This window comes from Olsenella sp. An290, from assembly GCF_002159535.1.
In the GTDB taxonomy this organism is placed as follows: domain Bacteria; phylum Actinomycetota; class Coriobacteriia; order Coriobacteriales; family Atopobiaceae; genus Thermophilibacter.
The window spans coordinates 31,319-51,004 of record NZ_NFIU01000002.1 but is presented as its reverse complement, the minus strand read 5'-3'; the positions used below and the strand labels follow the sequence as shown (position 1 = coordinate 51,004).

23 protein-coding genes and 1 tRNA gene are annotated in these 19,686 nt (G+C 70.6%); 6 read left to right on the top strand and 18 right to left on the bottom strand.

The window, feature by feature from the left end; genetic code table 11:
• The first annotated feature begins 32 nt into the window (after positions 1-32).
• Positions 33-980, top strand: a complete 948-nt coding sequence (locus B5F84_RS01790) for an FAD-dependent oxidoreductase (protein ID WP_087320084.1) — start codon at positions 33-35, stop codon at positions 978-980.
• 209 nt (positions 981-1,189) lie between these two features.
• Here B5F84_RS01790 and B5F84_RS01785 read toward each other — a convergent pair whose 3' ends face one another.
• From B5F84_RS01785 to B5F84_RS01750, 8 genes are all read right to left on the bottom strand, one after another.
• Positions 1,190-2,770, bottom strand: a complete 1,581-nt coding sequence (locus B5F84_RS01785) for a ClC family H(+)/Cl(-) exchange transporter (RefSeq protein ID WP_087320082.1) — start codon at positions 2,768-2,770, stop codon at positions 1,190-1,192.
• Between the two features lie 20 nt (positions 2,771-2,790).
• Entirely contained in the window at positions 2,791-3,990 is a 1,200-nt protein-coding gene (locus B5F84_RS01780) for a C40 family peptidase (RefSeq protein ID WP_143786028.1), read from the bottom strand.
• Between the two features lie 127 nt (positions 3,991-4,117).
• Entirely contained in the window at positions 4,118-4,651 is a 534-nt protein-coding gene (locus B5F84_RS01775) for an adenine phosphoribosyltransferase (RefSeq protein ID WP_087320078.1), read from the bottom strand.
• Positions 4,644-5,426, bottom strand: a complete 783-nt coding sequence (locus tag B5F84_RS01770; RefSeq protein ID WP_087320076.1) for a MerR family transcriptional regulator — start codon at positions 5,424-5,426, stop codon at positions 4,644-4,646. The genes B5F84_RS01775 and B5F84_RS01770 overlap by 8 nt, the downstream gene beginning before the upstream one ends.
• Positions 5,427-5,430: 4 nt before the next feature.
• A complete protein-coding gene (locus tag B5F84_RS01765; protein WP_087320074.1) occupies positions 5,431-5,856 on the bottom strand; it encodes an FHA domain-containing protein in 426 nt (141 codons plus the stop codon).
• A 44-nt stretch (positions 5,857-5,900) separates the two neighbouring features.
• Positions 5,901-6,281, bottom strand: a complete 381-nt coding sequence (locus B5F84_RS01760) for a Rid family detoxifying hydrolase (protein WP_087320072.1) — start codon at positions 6,279-6,281, stop codon at positions 5,901-5,903.
• A gap of 47 nt (positions 6,282-6,328) precedes the next feature.
• Complete coding sequence (locus B5F84_RS01755; protein WP_087320069.1) at positions 6,329-7,177, bottom strand: hypothetical protein; 849 nt, start codon at positions 7,175-7,177, stop codon at positions 6,329-6,331.
• Positions 7,174-7,905 carry a CDP-alcohol phosphatidyltransferase family protein gene (locus B5F84_RS01750; protein WP_239378177.1) on the bottom strand — a complete coding sequence of 244 codons (732 nt, stop codon included), beginning with the start codon at positions 7,903-7,905 and terminating at the stop codon, positions 7,174-7,176. The genes B5F84_RS01755 and B5F84_RS01750 overlap by 4 nt, the downstream gene beginning before the upstream one ends.
• A 192-nt stretch (positions 7,906-8,097) precedes the next feature.
• On the opposite strand from B5F84_RS01750, the gene B5F84_RS01745 reads away from it, so the two are divergent.
• A complete protein-coding gene (locus B5F84_RS01745; RefSeq protein ID WP_087320064.1) occupies positions 8,098-8,397 on the top strand; it encodes a DUF1292 domain-containing protein in 300 nt (99 codons plus the stop codon).
• 128 nt (positions 8,398-8,525) lie between these two features.
• On the opposite strand, the gene B5F84_RS01740 is transcribed toward B5F84_RS01745, so the two are convergent.
• The 6 genes from B5F84_RS01740 to B5F84_RS01715 all read right to left on the bottom strand — a co-directional run bounded on the left by B5F84_RS01740 (position 8,526) and on the right by B5F84_RS01715 (position 13,400).
• Positions 8,526-9,689, bottom strand: a complete 1,164-nt coding sequence (locus tag B5F84_RS01740; protein ID WP_087320061.1) for a 3-phosphoglycerate dehydrogenase family protein — start codon at positions 9,687-9,689, stop codon at positions 8,526-8,528.
• Positions 9,690-9,829: 140 nt separating this feature from the next.
• Complete coding sequence (serC, locus tag B5F84_RS01735) at positions 9,830-10,906, bottom strand: 3-phosphoserine/phosphohydroxythreonine transaminase (protein WP_087320059.1); 1,077 nt, start codon at positions 10,904-10,906, stop codon at positions 9,830-9,832.
• Positions 10,907-11,133: 227 nt separating this feature from the next.
• Positions 11,134-11,210: transfer RNA gene (locus B5F84_RS01730), tRNA-Pro, on the bottom strand.
• A 90-nt stretch (positions 11,211-11,300) separates the two neighbouring features.
• Positions 11,301-12,149: a DUF3737 family protein gene (locus tag B5F84_RS01725; RefSeq protein WP_087320057.1), complete on the bottom strand. Its 849-nt coding sequence runs from the start codon at positions 12,147-12,149 to the stop codon at positions 11,301-11,303.
• A 19-nt stretch (positions 12,150-12,168) separates the two neighbouring features.
• On the bottom strand, positions 12,169-13,158 hold the full coding sequence (locus B5F84_RS01720) for an alpha/beta hydrolase (protein WP_087320056.1): 990 nt from the start codon (positions 13,156-13,158) through the stop codon (positions 12,169-12,171).
• Positions 13,155-13,400, bottom strand: a complete 246-nt coding sequence (locus tag B5F84_RS01715; RefSeq protein WP_087320054.1) for a hypothetical protein — start codon at positions 13,398-13,400, stop codon at positions 13,155-13,157. Before B5F84_RS01715 ends, B5F84_RS01720 begins: the two co-directional genes overlap by 4 nt.
• A gap of 119 nt (positions 13,401-13,519) precedes the next feature.
• Here B5F84_RS01715 and B5F84_RS01710 point away from each other — a divergent pair, with 119 nt between their 5' ends.
• Positions 13,520-14,419 carry a LysR family transcriptional regulator gene (locus B5F84_RS01710; RefSeq protein ID WP_087320052.1) on the top strand — a complete coding sequence of 300 codons (900 nt, stop codon included), beginning with the start codon at positions 13,520-13,522 and terminating at the stop codon, positions 14,417-14,419.
• Positions 14,420-14,489: 70 nt separating this feature from the next.
• Here B5F84_RS01710 and B5F84_RS01705 read toward each other — a convergent pair whose 3' ends face one another.
• Positions 14,490-15,050, bottom strand: coding sequence for an isochorismatase family cysteine hydrolase (locus tag B5F84_RS01705; protein WP_087320048.1), 561 nt, complete (start codon positions 15,048-15,050; stop codon positions 14,490-14,492).
• Positions 15,051-15,101: 51 nt separating this feature from the next.
• Here B5F84_RS01705 and B5F84_RS01700 point away from each other — a divergent pair, with 51 nt between their 5' ends.
• The 3 genes from B5F84_RS01700 (at position 15,102) to B5F84_RS01690 (ending at position 16,383) form a co-directional block, all read left to right on the top strand.
• Positions 15,102-15,422, top strand: coding sequence for an MGMT family protein (locus tag B5F84_RS01700; RefSeq protein WP_239378175.1), 321 nt, complete (start codon positions 15,102-15,104; stop codon positions 15,420-15,422).
• Positions 15,423-15,545: 123 nt separating this feature from the next.
• Positions 15,546-16,061, top strand: coding sequence for a flavodoxin family protein BilS (gene bilS / locus B5F84_RS01695; protein WP_087320044.1), 516 nt, complete (start codon positions 15,546-15,548; stop codon positions 16,059-16,061).
• A 25-nt stretch (positions 16,062-16,086) separates the two neighbouring features.
• On the top strand, positions 16,087-16,383 hold the full coding sequence (locus tag B5F84_RS01690) for a hypothetical protein (protein ID WP_087320042.1): 297 nt from the start codon (positions 16,087-16,089) through the stop codon (positions 16,381-16,383).
• Between the two features lie 151 nt (positions 16,384-16,534).
• Here B5F84_RS01690 and B5F84_RS09425 read toward each other — a convergent pair whose 3' ends face one another.
• The 3 genes from B5F84_RS09425 to B5F84_RS01680 are packed head-to-tail and all read right to left on the bottom strand — an operon-like array spanning position 16,535 to position 19,342.
• Positions 16,535-16,696: an LPXTG cell wall anchor domain-containing protein gene (locus B5F84_RS09425; protein WP_143786027.1), complete on the bottom strand. Its 162-nt coding sequence runs from the start codon at positions 16,694-16,696 to the stop codon at positions 16,535-16,537.
• Between the two features lie 56 nt (positions 16,697-16,752).
• Complete coding sequence (locus B5F84_RS01685) at positions 16,753-17,583, bottom strand: fibronectin type III domain-containing protein (protein WP_087320039.1); 831 nt, start codon at positions 17,581-17,583, stop codon at positions 16,753-16,755.
• Positions 17,519-19,342, bottom strand: a complete 1,824-nt coding sequence (locus B5F84_RS01680; RefSeq protein WP_087320036.1) for an ABC-F family ATP-binding cassette domain-containing protein — start codon at positions 19,340-19,342, stop codon at positions 17,519-17,521. The genes B5F84_RS01685 and B5F84_RS01680 overlap by 65 nt, the downstream gene beginning before the upstream one ends.
• Positions 19,343-19,686 lie beyond the last annotated feature (344 nt).

Below are 19,686 nucleotides of genomic sequence, written 5' to 3'. Positions count from 1 at the left end.
CCTGAACGCAGACGCGAAGAGGGGAGACCCACATGAACGCAGAGAAGAAGGACCTCGTCATCATCGGCGGCGGGCCGGCCGGGCTCAGCGCCGCCATCTACGCCCGCCGCTCGCTCCTTGACGCCGTCACGCTCGAGCGCGAGGCGCTCGGAGGTCAGATGATCCTCACGAGCGAGATCGACAACTATCCCGGCGTGCCCAACGCCGACGGCTTCGGGCTCGTCGAGGCCATGCAGGCCCAGGCCGAGGGCCTCGGGGCCCGCATCGAGCTCGACCCGGTCGAGTCCCTCGAGCTGGCGGGGGAGTCCGGGCGGTTCCTCGTCAGGGCTGCGGGCGGGACCTACGACGCGGCCTCCGTCATCGTGGCCGCCGGCGCGCAGCCGCGCCACGCCGGCTTCGACGGCGAGGAGCGCTTCCAGGGGCATGGCGTCTCGTACTGCGCGACCTGCGACGGCATGTTCTATAGAAACAAACACGTGTTCGTAATTGGGGGCGGGAACTCGGCCGCCGAGGAGGCGCTGTTCCTGGCCCGGCTCGCGAGCAAGGTGACCGTGGTCGTGCGCAAGGACCACCTGCGCGCCCAGGCCGCCATCGTCGAGGAGCTCGAGCGCAACGAGCGCGTGGAGCTGCGCCTCATGACGAGCGTGGTGGCCCTTGACGGCGGCGAGCTCCCGAGCTCGATCGCGCTACGCGACAACCGCACCGGTAAGACTACGGTCGAGACCTACGACGAGGGCTCCTTCGGCGTCTTCGTCCTGGTGGGCCGCGTGCCCGAGACGAGCCTCCTGGAGGGCCTCGTGGACCTCGACGAGGCGGGCTACGCGCTCACGGACGACCGCATGGCCACCCGCACGCCCGGGCTCTTCGTGGCGGGCGACGCGCGCGCCAAGCCGCTCCGTCAGATCGTGACCGCGGCCGCGGACGGCGCCGTGGCGGCCACGAGCGCCGCGGCGTACCTCGGCCTGCCGGTCGAGGGCTGACCCTGGCGCCCGTGGGCCGCTGTCGCGCCTGTGGTGCCAGAGGCCCGGCTTGCCGGGAGCGGGAGTACTGGGACGGGGCCCGACCAAGCGCGGGCCCCGTTCTTCCCGCCCACTCAAATCCGTGATAATGCATCTTATGTAAAGTAGAGAGTACTGGGAAATACAAGCGCCCAGGACGCGCGCGCCGGCGCCTCCCCTCGCTGCCGTGACTAGATCTTCTGGGAGGCCATGAGGCGGAGCTTGAGCATGACGTCGTCGGCCGCGTCGGCCTCGGTGATGACGAGGAGCTCGTCGAGGGCCCGGATGCGGGTCTCGCCGCGCGGGATGACGTCGGTGCCCGCACGCTCGATCGTGACGACGCGCGCCCCGTCGGGCCACGGCACCTCGCGCACGAGCATCCCCTCCAGGCGGCTTCCCGTGCCCACGCGCACGGTCTGGAGGCTCTTCTCGAGCCCGGCGCCGCTCACCGTGGGGTCGTCCGTCGTGGTCTTGAGGAAGGCCGCGAGCAGGTGCTCGTAGAAGGCGTCGGTCTTGGTGAGGCCCGAGGCCACGTACGCGACGATCGACACGATCGAGGCCGAGAGGAACGCGTCGAGCGAGCCCGTCAGCTCGAAGGCCAGGACGACGGCGGTCACGGGCGCGCGGACGACCCCGGCGAAGAGGCCGACGACGCCGAGCACGACGAAGTTCGAGGCGTACTCCCCCGGCAGCCCCACGAGCTCGTGCGCGCCGCCCGCGTAGAGCGCGCCGAGCAGCCCGCCCATCACGACGAGCGGAAAGAGCGTGCCGCCGGGCGCGCCGGAGCCAAAGCAGGCCGTCGTGAAGAGGTACTTGCCCACGAGAAGCGCCGCCGCGGTGGCGAGCGGCAGGGACTCGGGCCGAAGGAGGAGCTCGACGATGGCGTCTCCCCCGCAGGAGAGCTCGGGCCACAGGAAGGCCGCCGCGCCCGCAAGGGCAAACGGCACGACGAGCCGCGCGTACGGCAGGCCGCGCGTCACGCGCGCGTAGAGCCGCTCCTGGCAGGCGAACATGCCGCGGTTGTGCAGCGCCCCGACGAGCCCGCAGACAAGGCCGAGAAGGACCACGAGCGCGTAGGACGGGTGCGGGAGGTCCTGCACGAAGACGAGGCTCAGAACGGGGCGGGCGCCGAGGACCTGGGAGACGAGGAAGTCGGCGACCACCGAGGAGCACATGACGGAGATGATGAGCGGCGCCGTGAACTCGCGGTGGATCTCCTCGAGGGCAAAGAGGACGCCGGTGAGCGGGGCGTGGAAGGCCGCGGACATGCCCGCAGCGGCACCGCAGGTCACAAGGAGGCGCTCCTCCCCTCTCCTGCGCCCCAGCGCGCGCGAGACGGCCTTACCCGACATGCCGCCGAGCTGGACCGAGGGGCCCTCGCGACCGAGCGAGAGGCCCGCGAGGGCCAAAAGCGTCCCCTCGGCGAACTTGGCGGCGATGACGCGGTGCCAGGGCGCGTCGGCGCGGCCGGCGACCTCGGCGTCGACCTGCGGGATGCCGGAGCCCGAGGTGAGGGGCTCCCAGGAGATGAGGCGGGAGACGATGACGAGCATCACGCCGAGCGCGGCGAACCAGCCGAGGACCCCAAGGGCGCTTCCCGCCGCGGCGCCGGTGACGGCGCGCAGCGCGTGCTCTGCGAGGGAGAGCGCAAGGCGGTAGAGCGCGACGACGGCGCCTCCCGCAAGCCCCACGAGCGCCCCCTCGAAGACGAGGGACGCCTGGAAGCGCCGCGAGAGACGCCGCTCTACCTGATGCTCGTCACGGGATGCCATGCCCGGTCAGCGAGTCCTCCCTAGTAGTAGGAGCCGCCGCCATAGAAGGCGTAGACCGGGCCCACGACGACGCCGACGCCCGGCCTCGAGGCGTGCACCATCTTGCCGTCGCCAAGGTAGATGCCCACGTGCCCGCTGTGCGGGAACACCAGGTCACCGTACTGGAGCTGGTCCATGCTGGTCACCCAGTCGCCGCTGGCCTTGAGGGACTCGATCATGGCGTAGGTGGTACGGCCGCGGGCGTAGCCGAAGCTGTAGCACACGAGGCCGGAGCAGTCGAAGGAGCTGGGGCCCGTGGCGCCCCAGACGTAGGGCTTGCCCACCTGGGCGAGCGCTGTCGCGACGCCCCCGCCCGCGACGGACGTGCCGCCGCCGGTGGTGCCGCCCCCGTTCCCCGTGCCGCCGCCGGGGTTGCTCGCGGGGGGCTCGGGGTCCGGCTCCGGCTCAGGGTCGGGCGCGGGCGCGGTGTTCTGCCCGCTCGAGGGCTCCTCGGCGTTGCCGCCCTGGGGCTCCTCGGACGCGGCCGGGGGCTCGGGGTCGGACGCCTGAGTCAGCTGCTCCTGCTGCTCCTGCGCCTCGGCCGCCGCGATGGCGGCCTCGATCTCGGCGTTGCGCTGCGCCTCGAGCTGCGCCTGGACCTCGGCGTCAAGGGAGTTGTAGAGCTCGGTCGCCTCGGCGACGCGGCTCTCGTAGTCGCTCACCTGCGCGTTGAGCTCCTCGACGTTGGCCTGCTGCTCGGCCTGCGTGCTCTGGAGGTCCTCCATGTCGGTCTGGAGCTGCTCGGCGAGCGAGCGCACCTCGTCGATGGCGGCCGCCTCGTGCTCGGAGACCTTGTCGAGGTAGTAGATGCGGTTGACGAGGTCCTCGGGGCTCGTGGAGCCGAGGACGAAGCTCAGGAGCGACTCCGCTCCCGACTTGTAGGTGCTCTTCATGCTCTCGCCGAGGGACGCCTGCTTGTCGGAGAGGTCCTGGCGGGCCGAGTCGATCTGGGCCTGCTTCTCGGCGATGCTGTAGTCGGTGGTCTCGAGCTGGGTGACGAGCTCGGCAAGCTGGTCCTGCGCGGCCGAGAGCTCGGACCCGAGGGACTCGAGTCGCGCGGAGACCTCCGCGAGCTCGGAGGCGGGGTCGGCGAGCGCCGAGGCGGGCAGCGTCGTGAGGGCGAGCGGGCACGCAAGCGCTGCGACGAGCCCCGCCGTGACGATTCTGTGCCTGAGGGTCATGAACGAGTTCCTTCCGTTGGTTGGACGCCCACCATTGTAGGTCGAGCCGTGACGGGGCGAGAAAACGTCCATATGAAGGTCACGAATTCGGCCGGGCCGCCGCGCGGGCGCGCCCCGGCCTCATCCGCTAGTTGACCTTGACGAGGGTGTAGACCTCCTGCGGGCAGTCGCGCGCGATGACCTCGCGAGGCTTGAGGAAGGCGAGCTCGAGGATGAAGGCGAAGGCCTCGACCGCGGCGCCGGACTGCTCGACGAGGCGCGCGGTGGCGACGGCGGTGCCGCCCGTGGCGACGAGGTCGTCGACGATGAGGACGCGGTCGTCGGGCGTGAGCGCGTCGCGGTGGATCTGCAGCTCGTCGGTGCCGTACTCGAGGGAGTAGCTCTGCGAGTAGACCGCGCGGGGGAGCTTGCCGGGCTTGCGCGCGGGGACGAAGCCGCATCCGAGGCGGTAGGCCACGGGGACGCCCACGAGAAAGCCGCGGGCCTCCGCGCCCACGACCTTGGTGACGCCCCTGTCGGCAAAGTGCCCGGCGATCTGGTCGACCACGGCGGCGAGCGCCTCGGCGTCGTCGAAGAGCGGGGTGATGTCCTTGAAGACGACGCCCGGCTCGGGGTAGTCGGGGATGTCGATGATGCGGCTCTCGAAGTCGAAGTCAGGCACGGCGGGTCCTCTTTTCTGTGGCGGCGGGGCGCGGTGCCTCCGCTCCCCCGCCCTTGAACGGCTCCTTGACGCGACGTGCGATGAGCTCGTCGCGGACGGCGTTGGTGAGGCCGAGCATGCGCGAGAAGGCCTGGCGGAAGCGCTGGCGGGTCTCCTCGGTGTCCTCGAGCTCCACACCCCCGCCGCGCCGCGCGTAGCCCACGAGCGCCTGCTCGAACATGGAGGACTCGCGGTTGGCGGCGATGACGTACTGGCGCAGGTTCCGAGGGCCGATGCCAAAGTGGCGAAGCTCGTCGCAGAGGCGGATGAGCGGGAAGTCGCGGCCGTCCACGAGGTCGCGGCCGTGCGGGGAGCGCGTGAGCGCGATGACGCCGGCCTCGGAGAGCTGGCGCACGAAGCTGGCCGAGGCCCCCACGAGCTCCGGCATGCGGTCGAGGGGGTGGAGCTTGCCGGCGACCTCCTCGTCGTCGGCGGGGAGCGTCACCTGCTCGGCGGCGAGCGGCCCCTCGGGGGCGGGCGGCTGCCCCGCGTCGGCGCGGTCGAGCTCCTCGCGGATGACCGACAGGGGCAGGAAGCGGTTCTTCTGCAGATAGAGGATGGTCTCGAGGCGGCGCACGTCCTTCTGGGAGTAGAGCCGGTACCCGCTTGGCGTGCGCGAGGGGTTGAGGAGCCCCTCGTCCTGCAGGTAGCGGACCTTTGACACGGAGAGGTCGGGGTACTGCTGCTGCAGCCGCTTCACGACCTTCCCGATGGTCAGATAGCCGGCGTCCGCCATAGGCCTAGGCCTCGGTGTCGATCCTGCGCGGGCGGCCGCTCGTGTGGAAGACCATGCGGAAGGTCCCGATCTGGATCGTGGAGCCGTCCTTGAGGCTCGCCTTGCTCACGATCGCGCCGTCGACCCAGGTGCCGTTGAGCGAGCTCAGGTCCTCGATGGTGGCGACGCCGAGGGCCAGGTTGGAGAGGTCCATCCGCGCGTGGTGGCGCGAGACGGTCATGTCGTTCAGGAAGACGCTGTTGCGCGGGTCACGCCCGAGGGTGATCTCCGGGGCGTCGAGCTCGAAGGTCTCGCCGATCTGCGGGCCCTTCACGATGGTGAGCGTCGGGTGCTGCGGCTTGGCGGAGCCCATGAGGTCGGGCACGGTGGAGTCGGCCGCGGGCATGCGGAAGATCTCGGTCGCTCCGGAGCCGGTGCTGGTGTTGGGCATGTCTCTCCCCTCGTCTGGCCTAATCGCTTACATGATAGCGCGCTTCACCGGCACGCGACACAGTCCATCTCGACGAGCGCGCCGAGGGGGAGCTCGGCCACGCCGATGACGGCGCGCGCGGGGGCGGGGCTCGAGAAGCGTCGCGCGTAGACCTCGTTCACGGCGTCGAGGTCCGAGAGGCGCGCGAGGTAGAGGGTCGTCTGGGCGACGTCGGACAGCGTGCAGCCCACCTCGGCGAGGATGGCCTCGATGAGGTCGATGACCCGCTCGGCCTGCTCCGAGGCGCCCCCGGGCACGAGCGCGCGGGGGTCGTCGGGGCTTACGGGGAGCTGGCCCGAGGCAAAGACGAGCCTCCCGGCCGTGGTGCCCTGCGAGTAGGGGCCGATGGCGTCGGGGACGCCCTGCGCGTTGATCGCGTACTTCATGTCGCTACCTCCCCAGGTCGCGGCGTTTGCTGGCAGGTCGGGTCGCCCTAGGGCTCGAGGGCGCGGGCGCCGACGAAGTCGTCCTCCCCGCGCACGAGCCCCCACGACGCGAGGCGCGCGCGCCCCACCCGGGCGGGCCCCTCCGGGACGAGGACGGATGACCACGGCGCGTGCCCCTCGAAGAGCGTCCCCACGGCCCGCGAGCCCACGGGCTCGACCTCGGTGAAGGACAGGAGGCTCCGCCAGAGCACGCGCGCCGAGGCGGGCGGGACGAGCACCACGTAGCAGGGCGTGCCGAGCTCGTCGGTGCGCGCGACGAGCGCGGGGATGGCGTCGAGGCGCAGCGACCCCACGCGCCCGGGGCCGGGAAGGGGCTCCTCGGCGCGCACGTAGTCGGCGAGCACGGGCTCGGCCGCGGCGCCGGCAAGGAGGAGCGGGACGAGCATCCCGCTCGCCTCCTCGAGCTCGACCTCGGGGAAGGCCGCCCGGCCCCCCTGCTCGATGCCGGAGAGGAAGCCCATCCAGGCCGCCGCGACGGCCCCGCGCGGGGTCGGGTCGAGAAGGACGAGCTCGTGGTCGCCGCAGCGCAGGCAGAGCGGCACGGCGGCGAGCGCCCCGTCCCCCGTCACGACGGCCTCGAAGGCGGCCTCGCCCACGGAGAGTCGCCGGCCCGCGAGCGCGGCCGCGGCGAGCGCCGGCGCGTCGGCGCCGGCGAGGAGGCGATAGGTCGATCCCGTGAGGTCGGCGAGGGCGGCCCCGGACGAGAGCGTCTCGTCGAGGTCCTTCTCGCGAGGGTACGAGAGGGCGGAGAGGAGCCCGGTGTCGTCGGAGGGCCTGAGGTCGGCCCCGAGGAGCAGGTGCTCCTGGGCGAGGGCGCCCGCGCGCCCGGCGCTCATCGGGCGGCCTCCCGTCCCGCGAGGGCCTCGCGGCGGATGGTGAGGCCCGTCTTCGTGTAGACCACGGCGGTGGCGACCGAGCACAGGACGCCCGCGTAGACGAAGAGGATGCCGAGGGCGCTCGGCTGCGCGTTGAGGCCGGGCAGCCAGGCCACGTCGACAAGGCCGAGCCCGTCGATTCTCGGGAGGCCGAGGAGCAGGTCGCAGAAGCCGAACATGAGCAGCGCCGTGGCGGCCTTGCCGACGTAGGCGACGTCGACGGGGCGCTCGCGGAAGCGGCGCAGGTAGAGGGCACCCGCGGCGAGGTAGACGTCGCGGCCGATCACGAAGGCGGGGACCCAGGCGGGCAGCTCCCCCATCACGAGAAGGCCGAGCACGCCGGTGAAGAGCAGCACGCGGTCCATGATGGGGTCCATGATCTTGCCGAGCCAGCTCACCGTCTGCGTGCGGCGGGCGACCTGCCCGTCCAGGAAGTCGGTCACGGCGGCCACGGCGTAGCACCCCAGCGCGACGGCGCGGTTGCCGCCGCCCGTGAAGAGGACGAGGAACGCGACGGTGAGGGCGAGGCGACAGAAGGTGATGACGTTGGCGACGGTGAGGACCTGGCTGGAGGGGTTCTCCGAGGTGCCCACGGGGGCGACGACGCTGCCCTCGAGCTGGCCCTGTGCCGCGTCGGCGTCAGTGACGGTCTTGATCTTGGTCTTGATGCGATCGGCTCTCTCTGACACGGTCAACCTCTCGGTCGAAAAACGGCACTCCCCCACCAAGGTACCCATCTTAGCGCACTTCGAAACGACCCCTGCGACCCCGCGCAAGAACTCCCCACGCGCGCTCGCCCGGCGCGGGCCCCCGAGGGTGCCGCTTCGGGGTACACTGGGCCCAGAGCGCGACGACCGTCGCGCACGGGACAAGGAGGAACCATGGCCGACGAGCACACCACCCCCGCCGACGAGAGCCTCGAGGACGCCGAGTCCGCCGAGTTCGTCACCCTGGAGTACGAGGACGGCACGTCCGAGCGCTGCGAGGTCCTCGGCGTCTTCGCCTGCGACGAGAAGGACTACATCGCGCTCGTTCCCGAGTCCGACGACGACTCCGTCTACCTCTACGAGTACCAGGAGCACGACGACGGGACCTTCTCGCTCGCCGACATCGCCGACGACGAGGAGTTCGCCCGCGTGGAGGCCGTCTTCGACGAGCTCACGGACGAGGACCCCGAGTAGCCACTGGCAAGGGGGCGGGAGAGCCGTCACGACTCGGCGGCGCGGGGCACGTCCACCCCGCGCCGCCGTTTCTTTCTGTGGCCCGGCCGCGCCGTCGGGCGACGGTCGGCCGTCCTTCTCGCCCGGCGCTAGATCATGCGGACGCGGCGCATCCCGGCGATGCCGGCGAGCTGCGCGCTGACCTCCGGCCCGACCTCGCCCGAGACCTCGACGAGCGTGTAGGCGTTGCCGCCGCGGCTCTTGTTGGTCATGTTCTCGATGTTGAGCCCCGAGGAGGCCATCGCGGCCGTGATGAGGCCGATGATGCCGGGGACGTTCTCGTGGAAGAGGGCCACGCGCCGCGCGCCCTCGCCCACGGGCCCCAGGTCGACCTCTCCGTAGTTGACCGAGTTCCTGATGTTGCCGTTCTCGAGGTAGTTCTTGAGCTCGTTGGCCGCCATGACGGCGCAGTTGTCCTCGGCCTCGCCCGTCGAGGCGCCCAGGTGCGGCAGCACGATCGCGTTTCTCATGTTGGCGCTCGCGGGGTTGGCGAAGTCGGAGACGTAGCGCCCCACGCGCCCGTCGTCGAGCGCCTCGGCGAGGGCCTGCTCGTCGACGAGGGCGTCGCGCGCAAAGTTGAGCAGCACCGCGCCGCGGGGCATGCGGGCGATCATGTCGGCGGAGATCATCTTGCGGGTGGCGTCGGTCGCCGGGACGTGAAGGGTCACGAAGTCGCAGCGCGCGAGCATGTCGCCGAGGTCGGAGGCGTGCTCGATTCGGCGGTCGAGCTCCCAGGCGGCGTTGATGGACAGGAACGGGTCGTAGCCCATGACCTCGCAGCCAAGGTCGATGAGGGCGTTGGCAACCGCGGCGCCGATGGCGCCGAGCCCGACCACGCCCACGCGCTTGCCCGCGAGCTCGCAGCCGCCGAACTGCTTCTTGGCCTTCTCGGCCTTCTTGCCGACCTCGGGGTCGTCGCTGTTCTCGCTGACCCACGCCGCCCCGCCGATGATGTCGCGGCAGGCGAGCAGCATGCCGCAGATGACGAGCTCCTTCACGGCGTTGGCGTTGGCCCCCGGCGTGTTGAAGACGACGACGCCCTGCTCGGCGCAGCGCTCGACGGGGATGTTGTTGACGCCCGCGCCGGCGCGCGCGATGGCGAGAAGCCCCTTGGGGAGCTCCATCTCGTGAAGGTTCGCGGAGCGCACCATGAGGGCGTCGGCGCCCTCGGGCTCGGCCACGAACTCGTATCCCTCCCCAAGGTGGTCGGTCCCGACCTTGGCGATGTTGTTGAGGCAGCAGATCTTGTACATGGTTCCCTCCGCAAAATGGGGACGTGTTTTTTCGCGCAGAAGATTTGGGACAGGCCTGCACCTGGCTGACAAGGGGCGCGCTCACCCAGAAGACCTGTCCCAAATCTTCTGCGCGAAAAAACACGTCCCCATTTTGCAGGTCAGTGCGCGAGCTCGAAGTCCTTCATGAAGCTGACGAGCGCCTCGACGCCGGCGCGCGGCATGGCGTTGTAGATCGAGGCGCGCATGCCGCCCACGGAGCGGTGCCCCTTGAGGTTGACGAGGCCCACCTTGGCGGCCTCGGCCACGAACTCCGTGTCGAGGTCCGCGCTGCCCGTGACGAAGGGCACGTTCATGAGCGAGCGGTCGCGCGGCTCGACCGGGGACGAGAAGAGCTCGGACTCGTCGAGGAAGTCGTAGAGGAGCTTTGCCTTCTCGGCGTTGCGCTCCCCCATCGCGGAGAGCCCGCCGCCCCTCTCGATCCACTCGAAGACCTTGCCGCAGACGTAGATGCCCCAGCAGTTGGGCGTGTTGTAGAGCGAGCCGGCGTCGGCCTGCGTCCTGAGGCGCAGCATCGTGGGCACGCCGGGCAGGTCCTCGGGGATGAGGTCCTCGCGCACGATTACAATCTGCACGCCCGCGGGGCCCACGTTCTTCTGGACGCCGGCGTGGATGAGGCCGTAGCGCGTGACGTCGACGGGCCCCGAGAGGAACATCGAGCTCTGGTCCGCCACGAGGACGTGGCCCTTGGTGTTGGGGAGCTCGGCGAAGCGCGTGCCGTAGATGGTGTTGTTCTCGCAGATGTAGAGGTAGCTCGCGTCCTCGCGGATGGGCAGGTCGGAGCAGTCGGGGATGTAGGAGAAGTTCTTGTCGGCCGAGGACGCGACGGCCTGCGCGTCGCCCAGGATCTGCGCCTCCTGGAAGGCCTTCTTGGCCCAGTTGCCGGTGATCACGTAGTCGGCCTTGCCGTTGGTGGCGAGGTTCATGAAGACCGTCGAGAAGAGCAGCGAGTCTCCGCCCTGCGTGAAGATGACCCTGTAGCTATCGGGGATGCCCATGAGGGAGCGCAGGCGCGCCTCGGCGCCCTCGATGATGCCCTTGAACACGGAAGATCGGTGACTCATCTCCATGACGCTCATGCCGCAGCCGCGGTAGTCGAGCATCTCGTCCGCGCACTCCTCGAGGACCTCCTCGGGAAGCACGGCGGGGCCGGCGGAGAAGTTGTACACCCGTGCCATGTCGTCCTCCAATGCCTGGGTCGGAAACGTCTCTCCATCATAGGCACGCGAGTGTGTCGGGCGAGTTACCGCTGCGCAAACGCCGTGTGGCGCGTGGCCAGCAAGGTTCCAACCACCTTGGGGCATAGCGTGCGCCCTGCGGGCCGGGCTTGCATGACGCTGCATAATCGGCACATCAAAACATAAAGAAAGAGGTCACGGGACATAGCCTGTGACCTCGAAATCTCTGGTCGGGTGGACTGGATTCGAACCAGCGACCCCTTGACCCCCAGTCAAGTGCGCTACCAAACTGCGCCACCACCCGTGCTGTCGTGCGAGGAAGAACTATAGCACCCCGTCCGTCTCCGTGCAAGTGGGATTTGGCAAAAAGAGTGCCCCGCTCTGCCGCGGGCCCCTACGCCCGCACGAGCTCGACGACGCCCGTGGCCCCCTCGATGTCGCGGATGACCTCGCCGACGGCGGGCGCCGTGACGCGGCTGCCCGCGAGTGGGTTCTTGACGCTCTCGATGGGCGTCGTGACCTCGGCCGTCACCTGGCTGCGCTCGAAGGCGAGGTCGCAGCCGACCATCTCGCAGCCGACCAGGGTGAGGCCCTTGCAGTAGCAGAGCGGCTGCGTGCCCTCGATGCGGCAGTTCACAAAGGTGACGTCCTCGCTGTACCAGCCGAGGTACTCGCCGCGGACGACGGAGTCTCGGACGATGACGTGGCGGGCGTGCCAGAGCGCGTCTTTGGTGTCGAGCTCGCATCGCTCGATCGTGAGGTTCTCGACGTACTGGAAGGAGTACTTGCCGCGCAGGCTCACCTCGGTGAGGAGGACGTCGCTCGCGCGCATGAGGAAGTACTCGCTCTCCGCACGGCAGCCCTCCATCACGAGGCGCCGCGTCGACCAGCCGAACTCCGGGGAGACGACGTCGCAGCCGCGCATGCGCACGTCCGAGCACTCGCGCAGGGCCTTGATGCCGTGGAGGCGGCTGTCCTCGATCGTGACGCCCTCGGAGTACCAGAGCGCGGCGCGGCAGAGCTCGGTCATCTCCACGTCGCGCAGCTCGAGGCCGTGGTCGTGCCAGAACGGGTAGCGCAGGTTCATGAAGGCGCCCTCCACGCGCACGCGCTCGCACTCCTTGAAGGCGCTCTCGCCGTCGGCCGGCCCGTCGAAGCGGCAGTTGCGCACGAGGAGGTCGCGCTCGCCGTAGAGGGCGCGCTCTTCGTCGAAAGTCCGGTTCTCGATGGTCTTCTCGCTCATGACGTCCTTTCGCCGCATGCTAGTGCAGGTGCTTCTCGAAGAACCCCTGGACCTTGTCCCAGGGGATGGCGTCCTTGCCGCCGCCGTCGTAGAGGTCGGTGTGGGTGGCGCCCGGCACGATCACGAGCTCCTTGTTGTCCCCGGTGAGCCGCGCGAAGGCGTCCTCGCCCATGTAGCGGGAGTGCGCGCGCTCGCCGTGGAGCACCATGACGGCGCCCTCGATCTCCCCCGCGTAGGCGAGGATGGGCTGGTTGAGGAAGCTCATGGTTCCCGTGACGTTCCAGCCCTCGTTGGAGTTGAGCGAGCGCGGGTGGTAGCCGCGCGGCGTCTTGTAGTAGTCGTGGTAGTCGCGCACGAACTGCGGGGCGTCCGCGGGCAGCGGGTCCACGACGCCGCCGGCGCGCTCGTAGGTGCCGGTCGCGTAGTCGCGGGTGCGCTGCTCGGCGAGGGCGCGGCGCTGTGCCTGGCGGGCCTCGGCGCTGTCGGCCTCGTCGAAGTAGCCCTTGGCGGCGACGCGGCTCATGTCGTACATCGTGGAGGCCACGGTCGCGCGGATGCGCGGGTCGAGCGCGGCGGCGTTTATCGCCAGGCCGCCCCAGCCGCAGATGCCGACGATGCCCACGGCCTCGGCGTCCACGTCGTCGCGGTACGAGAGGTAGTCGACGGCCGCGAGGAAGTCCTCGGTGTTGATGTCCGGGCTCGCCACGAAGCGGGGCTCGCCGCCGGACTCGCCCGTGTAGGACGGGTCGAAGGCGATCGTGAGGAAGCCGCGCTCGGCGAGCGTCTGCGCGTAGAGCCCCGCGCACTGCTCCTTCACGGCGCCGAAGGGCCCGCAGACGGCAATGGCGGCAAGTCGGGCGTCCGCCGCCGCGGCACGCGGGCGGTAGAGGTCGGCCGCCAGCGTGATACCGTAGCGGTTGTGGAACGTCACCTTCTCGTGGTGGACGGCGTCGGACTTGGGGAACGTCTTGTCCCACTCGGCGGTGAGGTCGAGGTCCTTCTCGGTCATGGCTGCTCCTCTCGGCGTGCGCTCATCTCTGAGGAGACGCGGCTCAGCAGGTGGTCGATGGCGTCGATGCCGCGCTGGCTCGCGCGCATCTCGCCGACCAGGCGGGAGCGCTCCTCCAGCAGGACGCGCTTGGTCTCGCGCACGCGGCCTGCCTCGCAGCAGCACCGGGCGCGCTCGGCGGCCTCGCCGTCGCAGGCGCAGTCGCTAAGGCAGCGCTCGATGTCCGTCGTCAGGTCCCCCACGGCCGTCCCCCTCTCGTCATGATCGAGTTTAGCGACGTCGCGTCAACATGTATAATTCCTATATCGAATGCAAGGGCATGCAAATTCCGAATAGAGCGAGGCGAGGAGGCGAGAAGGACGTGGAGCTCAGACACCTTCGATACTTCCTCATGGTCGCGCGGGAGGGGACGATCTCCGGGGCGGCGGCCGCGCTGCACGTCTCGCAGCCCTCCCTCTCCCGCCAGATGCAGGAGCTCGAGCGCGACCTGGGGGTGCGCCTCTTCGACCGCGGCAGCCGGCGGATCACGCTCACGGAGCCGGGCATGCGGCTGCGCCGCCGCGCCGAGGAGATCGTGGACCTCGTCGGGCGGACCGAGGACGAGTTCCGCCTCACGGCGGACACGCTCGCCGGGGAGGTGCGCGTGGGCGGCGGCGAGACGCCCGCGATGGGGCTTCTCGCCGACGTCATGGCCGGGTTCGTCGACGTCTACCCGCTCGTCCGGTTCTCGCTCTTCAGCGGCAACGCGGAGAGCGTGGGCGAGCGCCTGGACGCGGGCCGGCTCGACTTCGGCGTGTTCGTCGGGCACGCGGACCTCTCGCGCTACGAGTTCCTGCAGCTCCCCGCGCACGACCGCTGGGGCGCCTTCATGCGCGAGGACGACCCGCTCGCCGCCCGCGACGTCGTGACCCCGGCCGACCTGGCGCGCCGCTCGCTCATCCTCTCCGAGCAGGCGAGCCGCGAGATGGGCGCCTGGTTCCGCTGCGACCTCGAGGACCTTGACGTCGTGGCCACCTACAACCTGCTCTACAACGCGGCGCTGCTCGCGCGGTGCGGGATCGGGGTGGTGGTGAGCCTCGAGGGCATCGTGGACACGGGCGAGGGGTCGGGGCTCGCGTTTCGCCCGCTCGAGCCGGCCGTCTCGGCGGACGTGTTCGTCGCGTGGAAGCGCTACCAGGCCTTCTCCCCGGCGGCCGAGGCGTTTCTCGCCGCGGTCCGCGCGCGCTGGGGCGCAAATGCAAAACGGGACGGGTTCAAATGAGCTGCTCATTTGAACCCGTCCCGTTTTAGCCATCCGAGCTGCTCATTTGAACCCGTCCCGTTTTAGCGTGTCACGACGCGAGGGCGGACTCGAGCTCGGAGACGGTGGCGAGCGCGGAGCCGTAGCACTTCACGCAGTGCTCGAGCGCGCCCTCCTGGGTGCCGCAGAGGAAGGTCATGGTGGCGTCGGTCACCACGACGGAGGCGTAGCCCAGGAAGTAGGCGTCGGCGAGGGTGTGGAGCACGCAGATGTTGGTGTCCGCGCCCACCGCGACCACGGTGGAGACACCGAGCTCGCGCAGGGTGAGATCGAGGTCGGTCTGGAAGAAGCCCGAGTAGCGGCGCTTGGGGACCACGAGGTCGCCCTCCCCCACCTCGATCTCCGGGAAGATGCGGCTCTCGCCCGCGATGCCGTGCTCGCCCCAGAGGGCGAGCTCGCGGTCGATCCCGCGGACGTGGGCGTCGTTGCAGAAGATCACCGGCACGCCCGCGGCGTGGCAGGCGGCGACGGCGCGGGCGAGGGCGCCGCGGTAGGCCGCCGTCGCCGCGTCGGGGTCGTAGACGGCGTCGGCGCCCGCGGCCTCGATGGCGTCGATGACGAGCAGGGCGGATGCGTTCTTGTCGATGTTCATGGCGCTCCCCTCCGGCTGATGGTAGCCTGAGCATAGCGGATGGGAGGGCAGATGGAGCGGTCGTTCTTCGAGCGGGCCCACGACGTGGTGCGTCAGGTCCCCAGGGGCCGCGTGGCCACCTACGGCCAGGTGGCCCGGCTCATGGGCGCGCCGCGCTGCGCGCGCCAGGTGGGCTTTGCCATGCACGCGAGCCCGGGCGTGGCGGGCGGCATGCCCTGCCACCGGGTAGTCTTTGCCGACGGCTCGCTCGCGCCCGGCTTCGCCTTCGGCGGCCCGGGGGAGCAGCGCCGGATGCTCGAGTCCGAGGGCGTTGCGTTTCTCCCGGACGGGCGCGTTGACCTGGCGCGCTGTGCGTGGGAGGCCGGCCGCTAGGGAGCCTGCGGGCCTGCGCCCCGCCCCGCCGCGCCCCGCCCGGCCGCACAAAATGAGGCAGGATTGGCTACATTTCCCCTCCGACGGGTATAAGTGACCCATCTGACTCGAGAGGGGATTCCCATGACTTACGCCATCGTCTTCAGCTCCAGGACCGGCAACACGAGAAAGCTCGCCGAGCGCGCCCGCGCGCGGCTGGGCGAGAGGGACTGTGCGTGGTTCGGCGGGCCCTCGGACCTGCGAGAGGGCGCGCTCGACGGCGTCGACGTGGTCCTGCTCGGCTCGTGGACGGACAAGGGCGGGCTCGGCCCCGAGCTCTCGGGCGTCGCCGCCGCGCTCTCCGGGCGCCGCGTCTTCCTCTTTGGGACCTGCGGCTACGGCGGTGACCCCGCCTACTACGCCCGCATCCTCGAGAACTTCCGCTCGGCGCTCGCGCCGGGCGCGGAGGTCGTGGGGACCTACCTCTGCCAGGGGCAGATGCCGCCCGCCGTGCGCGAGCGCTACCTCCTCATGGCCGAGCGCGACCCCGAGCGGTTCTCGCCGCTCATCGAGAACTTCGACCGTGCCCAGGGCCACCCCAGCGAGGACGACCTCGTCGCCCTTGACGCCGCCCTCGTGCGTGCCGGGCTTGCCTCATAGGCCCGGAGAAAGGGGACGTGGCCCCATGGGCCTTCTCATCATCCTGTTCGGAACCCTCTCGACGCTGCTGGCGGGCTTTGGCGCGCTGCACGTCTCGGGCGAGCGGACGCTCGGCAGCGTCGCCGCGGGCTACTTCTTCGCGGCCCTCTGCCTGCTCTGCATCCTTCGCTCGAGCATGGCGGCCGCGACCCAGGCGCTCGCCGACGCCGCGCGCGGCTGGTACGCCGGCGGCGCCGTCATGATGGTCCTCACGACCGCCCTGAGCGTCGTGGCGCTCCTGCGGCTGCGCGCGGGCGAGCGCTCGGGGGACGGCAGGCGGTAGGCCCCCTCCCCGCCACCCGCGCAAGGGACCGTCTCCGAGGGGTGCCGCCCGGCGAGGAGGGTCGCCTCAGAACGGGGCCGGCCCCACCCGCATGGGGTGGGGCCGGCCTTGTCTTGTGCGGGGCCATCTCCGCGCTGCGTCGCTGCCGTGGCTAGGCGCGCGTCCTGCGTGACTCCCGGAGCAGGGCGCCCGCCGCGACCGCCGCGAGCGTGCCCAGGGCAAGGGCCGTCCCCGCCGGGGCGGAGGCGTCGCCGGTCTGCGGGATGCTCCCGCCGCCGGGCCTCTCGGCGTCGCCGGAGGTCGCGGGGGGCACGTCAGCCTGGTCCGTGAGGCCGTCAAGGGCCGCCTGGAGCTCGGCGAGCGCCTCGGTCAGCTCGGACGCCGTGGCGGCGTCGTTCTCGAGGACCGCGCGGGCGTGCGGGAGCGCGTCCTGACGTAGCCGAAGGCGGACGGGTAGTACTCGAGCCGCTCGAAGCGGTAGGCCAGGCCGTAGTCGATGTTGAGGGCGCGGCCGGTGCCGTTGGCGGTGCCGTCGACGGTGCCGGAGAGCAGGCAGCCGGCGCTCGACTCGGGCTTGTGGTCGAAGGCGTACTTCTCCTCGTAGCCGCCCCACGGGCCGCCGTCGAGCGTCGCGCTCACGGGCGTGGGGACGTTGCGCCACGGGTCCTGGGCGGTCCGCACCTCGACGACCTCGCTCCAGGCGGAGACGCCCTCGGCGTTGCGGGCGCGCACCTCGTAGGTGTGGGTGCTGTCGTAGGCGAGGCCGGTGTGGGTGAAGCTGGTCAGGCCGGAGGCGAGGCCCGCGCGGCCGTCGACCCTGAGGTAGTAGCTCGTGGCGCCCTCGACTTCGTCCCAGGTAATGGAGATGCTCGTGGGGGTGATCTGGTCCTCGAGCACCGTGATCACGGGCGCCGCGAGGGCGTCGTTGGGCTCGTCGGTGGGAAGCTCGGCCGCGTTCTCGAAGCCCTCGACCGTGAGGGTCTGGGCGTTCTGGGCGACGTTCGTCTCGGCGAACTTCACGTAGAGCTTGGGGGTCGTGGTGATCTTGGTGTCGGCGAAGCCCTCGCCCTCGAGGCAGAACTGGTTGAGGTTGGGGGCGGCGTCGTGTGCGCCGGGCCACGTGCGCGCCGCTCCCCTACTCGATCCCCAGGCGCTCCGAGAGCTCGAGCCACTCGTCCTCGAGGGCCTCGCGCTCCGCAAGGCACGCGTCGAGCGCGGCCTGGGCCTCCATGAGGGCGGCGTAGTCGCTCGCGTCCACGGAGGCCATCTCCGCGCGCAGGCGGTCGGGCTCGGCGGCGGTCTTCTCGAGCCTGCGGCTCACGGCGTCAAAGCGCTTCTTGAGCTCCCGGCGCTCCTGGTTGGAGAGCCCGGAGGCGGCCGGGCGAGAAGAACCTTCCTCCCGCGGCCCGTCCGCGGGCGTGCCCGCCGCGGCGGGCGCCGCCGTCCCGGCGTCCTTCTCGCCCAGCAGGCGCAGGTACTCGTCCACGCCCCCGGGAACGTGGCGCACGTGGCCGTCTATGAGCGCGAACTGGTCGTCGGTCACGCGCTCCATGAGGTAGCGGTCGTGGGAGACCACGAGCAGCGTCCCCGGCCAGCTGTCGAGCAGGTCCTCCATCACGGCGAGCATGTCCGTGTCGAGGTCGTTGCCCGGCTCGTCGAGCACGAGCACGTTGGGCTCCTCCAGGATGACGCACAGAAGCGCCAGGCGCCGGCGCTGCCCGCCGGAGAGGTCCTTGATGAAGTTCTGGAGCTCGCGCTGCTCAAAGCCCAGGCGCTCGATGAGCTGCGTGGGGCTCTGCATCTTGCCGCCCACGAGGTAGCTCCGCTTGTAGCGGCCGAGCAGCTCGAGCACGCGCCAGCCGTCCTTCTCGCCGAGCGCGTCCAGGTGCTGGCTCATGAAACCAAAGCGCACCGAGGCCCCGATCTTCACGGTGCCGGACGTGGGCGCGAGCGCGCCCGTCATGAGCGCGAGCAGCGTGGACTTGCCCGCCCCGTTGGCGCCGAGGATGCCGTAGCGGTCGCCGGGGCCGATGAGCCAGCTCACGTCGTCGATCACGCGCGGGCCGCCCGGGTAGGCAAAGCTCACCTCGGACATCTCGATGACCTGCTTGCCCAGGCGGGAGACGGCAAGGCGCCTGAGCTCGAGCGGGTTTCTGAGCGGTGGGTCGTTGGCAATGAGGGCGCGGGCCGCCTCCACGCGGAAGCGCGGCTTGCTCGTGCGCGCCTTGGCCCCGTGCGCGAGCCAGTTGAGCTCCTTGCGCAGCGTGTTCTGGCGGCGCTCCTCAATGACGGCGGCCTGGCGCTCGCGCTCGACGCGCTGCTGGACGTAGGCGGAGTAGCCGCCCTCGAAGGGCTCGATCCGGCGGTCGTGGACCTCCCACATGTGCTCGCAGACCTCGTCCAGGAACCAGCGGTCGTGCGTGACCACGAGGAGCGCCCCCTCCCCCGCCGGCCAGCGACGACGGAGGTGGTCGGCCAGCCACTCGATGGCGGCGAGGTCCAGGTGGTTGGTGGGCTCGTCCATGCAGATGACGTCCCAGGTGTGGCAGAGCACGCGGGCCAGGTCCACGCGGCGGCGCTGCCCGCCGGAGAGCTCGCCCACAAGGCCGTCGAGGTCGAGGTCGCCCACGAGCTCGTCCAGGATGGCGCGGATGCGGGCGTCCGAGGCCCAGGTGTAGTCCGGCACGTCGCCAAAGATCGCCCGACGCACGGGGTCGGCGTCCGCGAGCGCGTCCGCCTGGCCGAGGTAGCCCACGGCGATGTTGCGGCGCCACGTGACCGTGCCCGCGTCCGGCGTGAGCACGTGGCCCACGATCTCCAGCAGCGTGGACTTGCCGTCGCCGTTGCGACCGACGATGCCGATGCGCTCGCCCTCGTTGATGCCGATGGTCTGGTCCTCGAGCACGCGCTTGCCGGGCCACTCGTGCCCCACGTGCTCAAGTCCGATGAGGATTCCCATGCGAAGTGCCCTTCCGTCCGTGTGCCTCGCCCATTATAGGCGCCCCTTGTCGCGGCCGAGGCCGGGCGGCACAGGTCGGGCCTTCCGCAACTCGCTGAAACTCACGCTTTCTCGTCCCAAAGCGTGAGTTTCAGTGAGTCAGAAGTGTTGTCACGTCCAAAGTCACGCCTTGGCCCCGCAGACCGTGACTTTTGACGAACTGAGCGCCAGCTCGCTCAAAGTCACGCAACGGACGAGAAGAACGTGACTTTTGACGAGTCTACTGAGCTTAGCTCGCTCAAAGTCACGCAACAGGGCGCGAAACCGTGACTTTCGGCGAGGCGAGAAAGAAAGCTCGCTCATAG